The sequence below is a fragment of the Mariniplasma anaerobium genome (genome assembly GCF_016865445.1).
GTDB lineage: Bacteria > Bacillota_I > Bacilli_A > Acholeplasmatales > Acholeplasmataceae > Mariniplasma > Mariniplasma anaerobium.
This window is the reverse complement of record NZ_AP024412.1, coordinates 795,831-808,546: the sequence shown is the minus strand read 5'-3', so window position 1 is coordinate 808,546 and position 12,716 is coordinate 795,831. Positions and strand designations below refer to the sequence as shown.

General features: G+C 31.2%; 11 protein-coding genes. 7 read left to right on the top strand and 4 right to left on the bottom strand.

All coding sequences use genetic code 11. From position 1 onward, the window contains the following. Positions 1-110: 110 nt before the first annotated feature. On the top strand, positions 111-1,376 hold the full coding sequence (locus MPAN_RS03895; protein ID WP_176238708.1) for a Y-family DNA polymerase: 1,266 nt from the start codon (positions 111-113) through the stop codon (positions 1,374-1,376). Beyond that, entirely contained in the window at positions 1,369-1,695 is a 327-nt protein-coding gene (locus MPAN_RS03890) for a YolD-like family protein (RefSeq protein ID WP_176238707.1), read from the top strand. Before MPAN_RS03895 ends, MPAN_RS03890 begins: the two co-directional genes overlap by 8 nt. 71 nt (positions 1,696-1,766) lie before the next feature. Here the strand turns inward: MPAN_RS03890 and MPAN_RS03885 are convergent, their stop codons facing one another. From MPAN_RS03885 to MPAN_RS03870, 4 genes are all read right to left on the bottom strand, one after another. Beyond that, a complete protein-coding gene (locus MPAN_RS03885; RefSeq protein ID WP_176238706.1) occupies positions 1,767-3,140 on the bottom strand; it encodes a CotH kinase family protein in 1,374 nt (457 codons plus the stop codon). A 139-nt stretch (positions 3,141-3,279) separates the two neighbouring features. Continuing rightward, the gene (locus tag MPAN_RS03880) at positions 3,280-3,705 is read right to left on the bottom strand and encodes a MarR family winged helix-turn-helix transcriptional regulator (RefSeq protein WP_176238705.1); all 426 of its coding nucleotides are present in this window, start codon (positions 3,703-3,705) and stop codon (positions 3,280-3,282) included. 8 nt (positions 3,706-3,713) lie between these two features. Next, the gene (locus MPAN_RS03875) at positions 3,714-5,525 is read right to left on the bottom strand and encodes an ABC transporter ATP-binding protein (protein ID WP_176238704.1); all 1,812 of its coding nucleotides are present in this window, start codon (positions 5,523-5,525) and stop codon (positions 3,714-3,716) included. Next, positions 5,518-7,284, bottom strand: coding sequence for an ABC transporter ATP-binding protein (locus MPAN_RS03870; protein ID WP_176238703.1), 1,767 nt, complete (start codon positions 7,282-7,284; stop codon positions 5,518-5,520). Before MPAN_RS03870 ends, MPAN_RS03875 begins: the two co-directional genes overlap by 8 nt. A 216-nt stretch (positions 7,285-7,500) precedes the next feature. Between MPAN_RS03870 and MPAN_RS03865 the strand changes: the two genes are divergently transcribed. The 5 genes from MPAN_RS03865 (at position 7,501) to glpK (ending at position 12,689) form a co-directional block, all read left to right on the top strand. After that, the gene (locus MPAN_RS03865) at positions 7,501-8,043 is read left to right on the top strand and encodes a glycerol-3-phosphate responsive antiterminator (protein WP_176238702.1); all 543 of its coding nucleotides are present in this window, start codon (positions 7,501-7,503) and stop codon (positions 8,041-8,043) included. A 93-nt stretch (positions 8,044-8,136) separates the two neighbouring features. Beyond that, complete coding sequence (locus MPAN_RS03860) at positions 8,137-9,576, top strand: NAD(P)/FAD-dependent oxidoreductase (protein ID WP_176238701.1); 1,440 nt, start codon at positions 8,137-8,139, stop codon at positions 9,574-9,576. Beyond that, entirely contained in the window at positions 9,573-10,835 is a 1,263-nt protein-coding gene (locus MPAN_RS03855) for an NAD(P)/FAD-dependent oxidoreductase (RefSeq protein ID WP_176238700.1), read from the top strand. Before MPAN_RS03860 ends, MPAN_RS03855 begins: the two co-directional genes overlap by 4 nt. After that, positions 10,835-11,185 carry a DUF1667 domain-containing protein gene (locus MPAN_RS03850; protein ID WP_176238699.1) on the top strand — a complete coding sequence of 117 codons (351 nt, stop codon included), beginning with the start codon at positions 10,835-10,837 and terminating at the stop codon, positions 11,183-11,185. Before MPAN_RS03855 ends, MPAN_RS03850 begins: the two co-directional genes overlap by 1 nt. 13 nt (positions 11,186-11,198) lie before the next feature. Continuing rightward, complete coding sequence (gene glpK / locus MPAN_RS03845; protein ID WP_176238698.1) at positions 11,199-12,689, top strand: glycerol kinase GlpK; 1,491 nt, start codon at positions 11,199-11,201, stop codon at positions 12,687-12,689. The last annotated feature ends 27 nt before the right edge of the window (positions 12,690-12,716 follow it).

Here is a 12,716-nt window from a genome sequence, read left to right as displayed (position 1 = left end):
TAAACAAATGTAAGAATTTACTGATAACACTTTCATCTACCAACATTACATTTTGGTCTTTTATTTAACAAAATAATTGATATAATAAATGCAAAAGGTAGGTGGACTACATGGAATCATATAAACTACATCGAAACATTTTATGCATTGATCTTAAAAGTTTTTATGCTTCTGTTGAGTGTGCTGTAAGAGGACTTGACCCCTTTAAAACGCCATTAGTAGTTGCAGATGCAGGACGTGGCGGAGGATCTATCGTCCTCGCTGTATCTCCTTATCTTAAGACGCTTGGCATACCCAGTCGCTTACGTTTTTACGAACTGCCTACAGACTTAGGCATCATTGTTGCAAAGCCACGCATGCACCTTTATTTAGAGTATTCAGCAAAGATTATAGAGGTCTATTTAAAGTTTATTTCTGAAGATGATTTATATGTCTATTCTATTGATGAAGCTTTTTTAGATGTCACTGAATATTTGGCATATTATAAAATGACTGATGTCCAACTCGCAAAGAAAATACTTGCAAAAATTTATGAAGAAACCAAACTATTTGCTACTGTTGGCATTGGTCCAAACATGTTAATTTCTAAGTTAGCACTAGATATTGAATCCAAAAAGGCACCTGATTTTATTGCAAAATGGACCTATGAGAGTATTGAAGAAAAATTATGGCCAGTTGAACCATTAAGCGAAATGTGGGGTATTGGCTATCGCATGGAAAAAAATCTAAATCGCCTTGGTTTGATCAAAATAGGTGACATTGCTCAATATAACCCAAAAGAATTAAAAAGACAGTTCGGTATTTTAGGTGAAGAGTTATATTATCACACACATGGCATTGATATGAGTATGATCCAACATAAACATAACATCCGATCAAAACATAAAAGTTATGGTGTTGGACAAACACTTTTCTCTGATTATTATGTCCCTGATATCTTTCAAATCATCTTAGAAATGATTGATGATGTTTCAAGACGACTTAGATTATCAAAAAAAGTTGCTAAAACGATTCATCTAGGCATTTCTTATAGTAAAGATGTCGGTGGCGGTTTTTCAAGACAGATGTCTTTAGAACAGCCGACTTCTTCCACACACATCATCTATGAGACTTGTCTATCTATTTTTAATAAATATTACCAAGATGAACCCATTAGACGTGTTCATGTAAGTCTAACCAATTTAAAAGAATCTCATGTTTATCAATTTTCGCTATTTGAAAACCCCGATTTGATCATCAAAGAACAAAATCTATTTCAAGCAATGGATGAAATGAAATATAAATATGGAAGAAACAAAATCAATCGTGCTTCTAGTGAACTTAAAGCTTCTACAACAAAAGCTAGAAACAAAATGATTGGAGGTCACCATGCATAACTATGTTGATCGTGGCATTATCAAATGGGCACCATTTGATGCTTTAGTAGGATATCAAGGACTTTTAAGTGAACTACGCTATAAACTCGGTAAAAAGGATAAACCCCTTTTAAGCGAAGATCAATTTGAAGAACTTAACCGTACATTAAATTTTGTTTATCACCATCAAATAGAAATCATCGTTGAATACTATCATGATGGCTATACGAAAACCAGTTATGGGAAAATTAAAAGACTTGATTTTATTCATAAACAAATTATTTTATCTACCTATGAAAAAATTGATAGTACTTCTATTTTAGATTTAACTTATTCATAGTCTTCACATAAAAAGCATGCACTCAATTTTTATATTGAATGCACGCTTTTTTTATAAATATTTAATATATCTTAAGGTCTTCCAGGGACAAATGGTGGACGTGTATTTCCTCCATCAATGATATTGCCTTGGCCATTATTTGTACTTGGAATAGTTCCTAACAATTGAGCTTGAACGTTTTGGCTTCTCTTTTCAACAAATTCTATAATACTATATGCATTTTCTGTAGAAGTTGAACAAGCATTTTCAAATGCTTCATATGTGTAAAAACTATTTAAATCTGTTTCGACATAACTATCAATCATATCTTTGACTTCAAGAACTCTTTCTTCAAATGAATCAGCTTTAAAGTATGTATCAAGTAACGTTTGCATATATGTGTGATATTCTTCTAAATAGCTTTCTTGAGACAAAATAGCATCATTTAATGCGCTATTGCTTAGCGCTCCAACAACAGGTTCATCAATTAAAAATGATACAGCTTGACTATCTGTTAATGGCATCATTAGAAATCCATTAAAAGCCATATTTAAATCCCATGCAACCCATTCAAAAACACCTTGATTTAAGTATAGATAGTAATTATGATATATACCACCTTGATATGAATCTAGATTAACTGTATATGTTGATACTGCTAAATATTTAAGATAGCTAGAAACATCAAATACATCATCTAATGGCTCACCAGAGGCTATAGTTTTCATTAAATTAATGATATCTTCATTATCTGAATCTTCATTATTTTTATCGATTAGTCCTGTATAAGCTGTTGTATCGCTAACATAATTTAGATTAACTCCTAATCCACTATCTGGTTTATAAAGAGCATCATCACTATTACCAAAATTTTGATCTAAAAATTCATTACCTACTTGTTCTACTGATAAATATAGGCCATAGTATTCATTATTGATACTTAGTGCTACAAATGTAGTTCTAGAAGAAACAGTATCTAAAGAAGCTAATGCTTCATATGTCAAATATTCTACCATCATGGTTGGATCACTATAAAGGTTATTAAGTATGATTTTATCAATTCCAAATAAATCTTGATCTTGATAATAATTCAAGTCAATATTATAACTAAATCGGTCTCCACCTGCTTGTATGACATCTCTTAAACTTGAATTTCCTTTAGTTCTTATTGCTACATCATTTAAAGTATATCCATTATACGTAATATTACAAACATAATATGTTTCCTCCATAGCAGATAAAACCAATTGAGAATATACTGATTCATCAATATCAATATTAACTTCTACAACCTCATCATGTGGATAAATAACTTCACTGACCATTTGATCTTCTTGTCCGATAACACTTACTGATGAATCATTATCAGAAGGCAAATCATCTAATTCTAAATCGTCATTTGAAGTGCAACTAACCAACATAAAAACAAGTGTAGCTAAAAGCATTATAAAAAATATTTTTTTCATATTTTAAGTTCCTCATTTCATTTTTATAAGTATTTATTTTAAACCATGTAAATCATATATATAGTTTACCTCGCTAACCTTAAACTAACCTTAATAGGATAAAAAAAATAGGAACACAATTTGTGTTCCTACAATTCTTCTATTTTTCCATGAGATGATCTGTCAATTTTTTAACGATATTTTCCAATTGTTTTCTTTCTTCATCAGTTAAAATTGAAAAGACTTCTTCATGACTACTTTGATTAAGCAGTTTCATTTTTTTTGTTAATTCAAGACCTTTATCAGATAAAAAATATTTATTCTTATACGTATTTTTATCTTCCTTAATCACAATTTCTTTTATCACTAATTCTTTAAGTGCTCTAGATGCATGTGCTTTATCTAAATGAATGATATCTATCATATCTTTTTGTGCAAGTCCATCTTTATGATGGCATAAAACCATAAGATAGGGTACATGTGCTTGTGTAAGTCCATAAGAATCAAGTAATTTAGTATAATCTTCCATCATTTTTTTACGCAACGTATGAAGTAAATTTGGTAACATTGAAATTGAATTGTCCATCATATCACCTATAGTTCAAACTGACTATTGTATAAATCAGCATAGAATCCTTTTTGATCTAGAAGTGCTTGATGTGTTCCTGTTTCAACGACATTACCTTCATTTAATACAAGGATAATATCTGCATTCTTAATCGTAGATAATCGATGCGCAATAACAAATGTGGTTCTATCTTTCATCAATGAATCCATAGCTTCTTGTATGAGCATTTCTGTACGCACATCCACACTTGAAGTCGCTTCATCTAAAATAAGCATTGGAGCATCTGTTACCATAGCTCTAGCAATGGTAAGCAATTGTTGTTGACCTTGTGAAATTGAACTATTTTCACCCAGTTCATGATCATATCCATGAGACAATGATTTAATAAAATGGTGAACATTCGCAGTTTTTGCTGCTTTTATAATTTCTTCATCTGTAGCTTCTAAGTGACCATATTTTAAATTCTCTTTAATGGTTCCATGGAATAGCCAAGTATCTTGTAAAACCATTCCAAATAATTTATGAACCTCGTTTCTTGACATTCTTCTAGTGGAAATACCATCAACTAATATATCACCTGAATTAATTTCATAAAATCTCATCAATAGATTAACTAAAGTCGTTTTACCTGCTCCTGTTGGCCCTACAATAGCGACCTTTTGTCCAGGTTTTACAACTAAACTGAAATCATGAATAATTTCTTTGTCTTCATCATATCCGAATTTAACGTGTTTGAATTCAACAGAGCCCTTAACAGATTCGATAAATTTAGTTTCTTCTTCTACTTCCATTTCTTCTTCATTTAAAAATTCAAAAACACGTTCAGTTGCAGCTAGTGCAGATTGTACTTGTGTTAAACTTTGAGCAATCGTGCCTAAAGGTTGATTAAACTGTCTTACATATTGAAGCATACTTTGTATATCCCCAATTAATAAACCGCCACCAACAGCAAGAATACCACCAATTACAGCAACAAATAAATAACTTAAATTCCCAACAAAATTCATAATTGGAAACATCAATCCTGAAATAAACTGACTCTTCCAAGAAGTTTCATATAAGTCATCATTGTGTTGTTCAAATACATTTAAAAATTTAGCTTCAGCTTGATAAGCCTTTAAAATTTGTTGTCCAGTATAAGCTTCTTCTATATGACCATTTAAAGCACCCAGTGTTTTTTGTTGTTTCACAAAAAATTTCTGTGACTTTTTCATAATGAAACGTAAGATCACACCTGATAACGGTAGTGAAACTATAGCGATTAATGCTAATTGCCAGCTGATGATAAACATCATAACCAATACACCAATTAAAAGTGTGATTGATGTGAAAAATTGAGTCACAGAAGAATTTAGCGCTTGACCAATTAAGTCGATATCATTAGTCATTCTACTTAAAGTGTCTCCATGTGCATTCTTATCAAAATACTTCAAAGGAATGCGTTCCATTTTTCTAAATAAATCTGTTCTCATTTGTTTAGTAAGTTTTTGAGTCAATCTTGTAATAATAATACCTTGTAAAACATTAAATATATAACTAATTATATATAGTGCAATTAGCAACCACATAATTTGATAAATTCTATCAAAATTAATTGGTGAATTTGTAAATATACCAATTTGAACTTCATTGGTTATTTTCCCTAAATATCTAGGTCCTAATATGTTAAATACTGCAGAAAGTGATGCAAATACAATAACTACTAAAAATACATATTTATGTGGACTTAAATATCTCATCAATGTTTTAAAAGCTTTTTTCATTGATTTTGGTTTTTGCACGACTCTTTGTGAACCAGGTCCATGCATTGGTCGTGGTTGTGATTTTTCTTTAGCCATTAGCAAGTTCCTCCTTTGAAAGTTGTGCATATGCAGTTTCTTGATATGTTGGACATGTTTCTAATAAGTCCTTATGTGTACCTTTACAAACCATATCACCTTTATCTAAAACAATGATTTGATCTGCATCCATAATCGTTCCTATGCGTTGTCCCACAATAATATTAAGTGCATCTTTAACTTCTGTTTTAAGTGCCTTACGTAGTGTTTTATCTGTTCTATAGTCAAGCGCACTAAATGAATCATCAAATATATAAATAGGTGCATTTTTAACTAATGCTCTAGCAATTGATAATCTTTGTTTTTGCCCACCAGAAACATTTTTTCCACCTTGATCTATTTCTTTAGCTAATCCTTCATCAGATGATAATGCATAATCTTTGATTTGAGCAATTTCTAAAGCCTTTAGTATTTCTTCTTCAGTTGCATCTGGATTAGCAATGCGCATATTTGATAAAATATCCCCACTAAATAATATACCTTTTTGAGGTACATATCCCATGAGTTTGTACAATTCTTCTAAAGGATATTCTTGAATGTTTTTAGAATTGACTAGTATTTCACCCTCAGTTACATCATAAAAACGTAAAAGCAATTGGATGATTGTTGATTTACCAGAACCAGTAGATCCAATGAATGCTAGGGTTTGGCCTTTTGTACCTTTAAAACTAATATTTCTTATCACACATTCATCAGCATCAGGATATTTAAAACAAACATTTTTAAATTCCACGCTAACTCCTCGTGGATCAATATTATTTGCCTTAGCATCATTGATCTTAAATGGTGTATTGATAACTTCCATAATACGATTAGCTGATACCCAAGCTCTTGGAAGGAATATAAACATCATAATTAACATCATGAAACTCATCATAATCATCATGCCATAAGATATAAATTGTAATTGAATTGCAAGTCCTTCAATTGGTGTTGCTCCTAAACTGTTTGTGCTTATTAAGACAGCTCCAACAACAATAAGTGATAAATTAAGTCCATTAAAGACAATTGTCATCCCTGGATTTAAAAAGCTCATTGCGGTGTTTACAAAGATATGAGTTTTAGTTAATTTTTCATTTACACCTTCAAATTTATTTTCTTGAATGGTTTCTGCATGGTGAGAACGAATGACTCTAATCCCTGTTAGTGTTTCTCTTGTGACTTCATTTAAATCATCAGTACGCTTTTGTAATAAACTGAATTTAGGTCCTACAAAATAAAATATTGTACCAATCATTACAATAATTGCTACTATTCCAAAAACGACTACCAAAGACATTGTCAAATTTAAATCAGTAACTTTTAAAATTGCTGCTACTGCCATAATAGGTGCTCTAACAAGCATTCTAAGCATGATAATTAATGCCATTTGAACTTGCTGAACATCATTTGTTGTTCTAGTTATCAATGAAGCAGTTGAAAATTTGTTAACTTCTTCTAATGAAAATCCTTGAACATGAGAAAATAGACTCTTTCTCATAATGTTTGCTACTTTAGTACCAACTCTAGCTGCAAAAAAACTTGCGATGATCGTCATAGTAATACTTCCAAATGTGACTAATAACATCATTAACCCTTCATCTATGATAGCGGGTGTCTGACTTGTACCAGTCGAACTAGCATTACCTATGATTCTTATGATATTCCCCATGTAGTCTATTAATTTTAAATCAAATTGTACTTGTAAGTAAATAAATACAAAAATTAGTAGTGTAAAGACCCAATGATACCATCTAAAAAATCTAAATATTTTTAACATAATTCACCTCTTCTATGTGTGCATACTTTATATTATCACCATTTTTGTTGATTTGTCAACAAAAAAGTATTTTTTTATTTATTTTCTTAACTTGACTATTTTAATAAATAAGTCTATAATTAAATTACAAGTTAAGAGAAAAAAGAGATGAGAGCAAAGTTATAAATAGATATCTATTTTTTTGACTTTGCGTTATTTTTTTAAGGAGAGGCATTTATGAGTATAAATCAAAAAATTCTACCTGCAATTAGTAACCATCAGGCACTTAAAAAATTCATAGCTTCAGATTATGAATATGGTATATTGATGAACTTTCAATTGGCTCAATTACCAGAACTTATTCAAGTTATGAAAGATAGTCATAAAAAAGTGCTTATACACTCTGAACTTATTAAAGGGTTGAGTAGTGATGAGTATGGTGCAATATTTCTTATACAAAATCTTAATGTTGATGGTATCATTTCGAGCAAACCTAAAGTCATTGAAGTTTGCAAGAAAAGAAAAGTCATTGGTATATTTAGATTTTTCATTAAAGATTCAACTGCTTTGGGACAATCTATATCCCTTGCTAGAAAGATAGAACCTCAGTATATTGAAATACTTCCATCTTCTTGCACAAATGTTATAGAATATGTAACTCAAGAAACTTCTGCTCAAATTCTTATGGGTGGTTTAATTGGATCAAAAGCAGAAATCAATCATTGCATCAAATCAGGTGCAATATCAGTAACAACCTCGAATCCTGATTTATGGATTTAACAAGTTAATATAAAAAAAGAGACTAAGAGAGAGTAAAAAATTGATTTTAAATCGTTTTTTTGCTCTTTTTTGATTTAATAGGAGGCTTTACATATGTATGATTACACAATAATAGGTGCCGGTATCATTGGTTCATTAATTGCTAGAGAATTAAGCAAATATGACTTAAATGTTCTAGTGCTTGAAAAAGAAAATGATGTTGCTAATGTTCAAACTAGAGCTAATAGCGCAATTGTCCACTCAGGACATGATCCACAATATGGAACTTTAAAAGCTAAATTATCAGTTCTTGGCAACAAACTTTATGATGATTTAGAAAAAGATCTTCACATTTCTTTATTAAAAACAGGCGCATACGTGTGCGCACATGATAAGGATGAAGAAGATATATTAAATGATTTATATGAAAATGCAAAATTAAATAAAGTTAATGACATGGAATTTCTTAATCTAAGTCAAGCACAGCTAAGTGAACCTAATTTAAGCGATGATATCACTAAAGTCTTATCTTTGCCTACAACAAAAGTTTGTTTTCCTTGGGAAGTTGCATTTTTTGCATTAGAAAATGCGATTAACAATGGCGTTGAACTTATTCGAAATAGTGAAATTATATCTATAGATCATAAAAATGACATATATATTCTTAAAGATCAAAACGATCAAATCTATGAATCTAAAGCTATCATTAATGCTGCTGGTGTTTATTCTGATGATATCAAAGATATGATTGAAGACGATGCACCTTTTAAAATCACACCAAGAAAAGGTGAATACTTTGTTTTAGATAAAAGTGTTAGAGGGTTTATCAACCATGTCCTATATCCTTTACCTTCTAAAAAAGGGAAAGGTGTATTAGTCACACCTCAAGTACATGGCAATATACTTTTAGGGCCAACAAGTGAATTAGTTGATGACAAGGGTTCAATATCAACATCAAAAACTGGATTAACCTATATCAAGCAACATGTCACAGCTCTTGCTAAAAACATTCCTTTTGAATTGATTATTAGATCCTTTGCTGGAGTTAGAGCAACTTCTACTTATAAAGATTTTTATATTAAAGAATCTACTTCTCACAAAGGCTTTTATCATGTTGCAGGTATTGATTCTCCGGGGATCACTGCAGCTCCTGCAATTGCTAAATATCTAGTCGATGAAATTATTAAAATAAAATTACCTATTAAAGATTCATTTACACCTACTATAGCGAAAAAGATAGTTTTTAATCATCTAACAAAAGAAGAAAAAATTAAAAAACAAAAAGAAAATCCATTGTATGGAAGAATTATTTGTAAATGTGAACATATTACTGAACAAGAAATTATAGATGCAATCCATGGACCGCTTGGTAGTGATACCATAAAGGGCATTAAGAAAAGAGCACGTGCAGGTAGTGGTATTTGTCAAGGTGGATATTGTGAGTCATTAATTGTTAAAATTATTGCTAGAGAAACCAATAAAGATTTAACTCAAGTAGATTATGACCAAAAAAATACGCCAATCTTATATAAAGAAACGAAGGTGTCATCATGAAAGATATCTATGATATAACAATTGTTGGTGGTGGAGCTGCTGGTCTATCTGCTGCTTTAGAAGCTTATGATCCAAATATAAAACTTTTAATTATCGAGAGAGATCAAATATTTGGTGGCATTCTCAATCAATGTATTCACAATGGTTTTGGACTTCATGTGTTCAAAGAAGAATTAACAGGTCCTGAATATGCTCAAAAACTTATCGACAGTGTCATCAAAAAGAACATCGAATATATTTTAGATACAACAGTTGTTGATATCAAAAAAGAGGACATATTCACTTTAACTGTATCTAACATAGAACATGGTGAGTTTGAAATTAAATCAAAAACAATTATTCTAACAAGTGGTTGTTATGAAAGATCTCGTGGTCAAATATCAATTCCAGGAGATAGACCTAAGGGAATCATGACAGCAGGTTCAGCTCAGCGCTATTTAAATATGGATGGTTACTTAGTTGGAAAAGAAATTTTTATTCTAGGCAGCGGAGATATTGGATTGATAATGGCAAGACGTATGACCTTAGAAGGTGCTCATGTTTTAGGAGTTGCTGAATTAATGCCTTTTTCAAATGGATTAACACGTAATGTTGTACAGTGCTTAAATGACTTTGATATTCCTCTATATCTTTCTCATACTGTGACTGATGTCGTTGGAAAAGAAAGTCTTGAAGCTATTACTATCCAAGAAGTTGATAAAGACTACAATTTTATAGAAGGAACACAAAAAACATTTAAAGTAGATACGCTACTTCTCTCAGTCGGTCTAATCCCTGATGTTAAGTTATTTGAATCAATTGCTATTGATATTGATCCTTTAACAAAAAGTGCTTATGTCAATCAAGCATTAGAGACATCCATTGAAGGACTCTTTGTATGTGGTAATGCTCTTCATGTACATGATTTAGTTGATGATGTAACCATTGAAAGTCAAAAAGCAGGACGTTCTGCTAAAAAGTATATCCTTGATGCTAAAAAAGATAAAGCATGTAAGAAAGTAGTTGATTTTGATCAACTTATAAGATACATAGTTCCTCAAAGTATTGATTTTAATAACTTAAGTCAAGACGTTGATCTATCTTTTAGAACTTCTAAAAAAATTGAAAAGGCTACTTTTGTAGTTGAACAAAACGGAAAAATTATTAAAGAAGTAAAAGCAAAATATATTGTTCCTGCTGAGATGCAAAAAATAAAACTTTCACCTTCAGATTTTATATCTAAAGATGATTTATATATTCATGTAAAGGAGATGTCATAATGGAAAATAAAGAGTTAATTTGCATTATGTGTCCGATTGGATGTCATGTAACAATTGATAAAGATTTAAATGTTACTGGCAACAAATGTAAACGCGGCGTAGCCTATGCGATTGAAGAAATGACTCATCCGAAACGCATTTTAACAACCACAGTTAAAACAACATCTACTACATACCCAAGAGTTTCTGTTAAAACAAATAAGCCATTAGAAAAAGAACTCATCTTTGATGCTCTAAAAAAACTTAATGGCATTATTTTGGAAAAAGATGTTAAAATAGGTGATGTAATCATTAAACACATTTGTGATACTGAAGTTGATATTGTTGCAACAAAACAAATCCATATATAAAGGAGATATAATTATGAAAGACTATATACTTTCAATTGATCAAGGTACGACATCTACTCGAGCTATTATCTTTGATAAGAACAGTCAAATTATTGCTAGTGCTTCTGAAGAAATCACTCAGATTTATCCGCATCCGGGGTGGGTTGAACAAAATGCAAATGAAATTTGGGTAAGTGTTTTAACTGTTATGGCTAGAGTTTTAATTGATGCAAATCTAAAGGCTGCAGATATTAATGCGATTGGTATAACCAATCAAAGAGAAACTACAGTTGTCTGGGATAAAGAAACTGGACAACCCGTTTATCATGCGATTGTCTGGCAATCTAGACAAACCCATGATATATGTCATGACCTTATTGAAAAAGGTTATGAACCACTTGTTAAAGGAAAAACTGGATTGATTATTGACCCTTATTTTTCTGGAACAAAAATCAAATGGATTCTTGAACATATTGAAAATGGTAAAGCAAGAGCTAAGAATAAAGAATTACTTTTTGGAACGATTGATTCATGGATATTATATAAGTTAACAGGTGGTGTTCATAAAACAGATTACACGAACGCTTCACGCACAATGCTTTATAATATTAATGATCTTTGCTGGGATAAAGAGTTATGTGATCTATTAGATATTCCTATGGACATGTTACCTGAAGTTAGACCTTCTTCTGAGATATATGGATATACTGTTCCTTATCATTTCTTTGGAGAAAAAACACCTATTAGTGGTATTGCTGGTGATCAACAAGCAGCTCTATTTGGACAAACTTGTTTTGAAGATGGTATGGTAAAAAACACATATGGAACAGGTTGTTTCATGCTTATGAACACAGGAGAAAAACCAGTATTTTCAAAAAATGGTTTACTTACTACTATTGCATGGGGTCTTGATAACAAAGTGAACTATGCACTTGAAGGTTCTGTATTTGTTGCTGGTTCTGCTGTTCAATGGCTAAGAGATGGTATTGAACTTATTGAGGATGCTAAAGAAACAGAAAGTTTATCTACTGCACTTGATGAAAATGAAGGTGTATATATAGTCCCTGCTTTTGTAGGACTAGGAACACCATATTGGGATCCAGAAGCAAAAGGTGCAATGTTTGGCTTGACTCGCGGTACAACAAAAAATCATTTTGCTAGAGCTGTGTTAGAATCTATTTGTTATCAAACTTTAGATGTTTTAACAGCTATGCAAAAAGATGCGAAACTTCCTATTAAATCATTTAAAGTAGATGGTGGAGCGATTGTTAATAACTTCTTGATGCAATTCCAATCAGATATTCTTAATATAGATGTTTATAGACCAAAAATAACTGAAACTACTGCTTTAGGTGCTGCATATTTAGCAGGTCTTGCAGTAGGCATGTGGAAATCATTGCATGAAATTGAATCATCATGGCAACTAGATAGAGTATTTGAACCTAAAATGACAGAAGCAAAAAGAGAACAAAACATCAAGGGTTGGAAAGTTGCTATAGAGGCTACAAGAAAATATAAAGTATAAAATAAAAAAAACTGATGCTCAATAAGA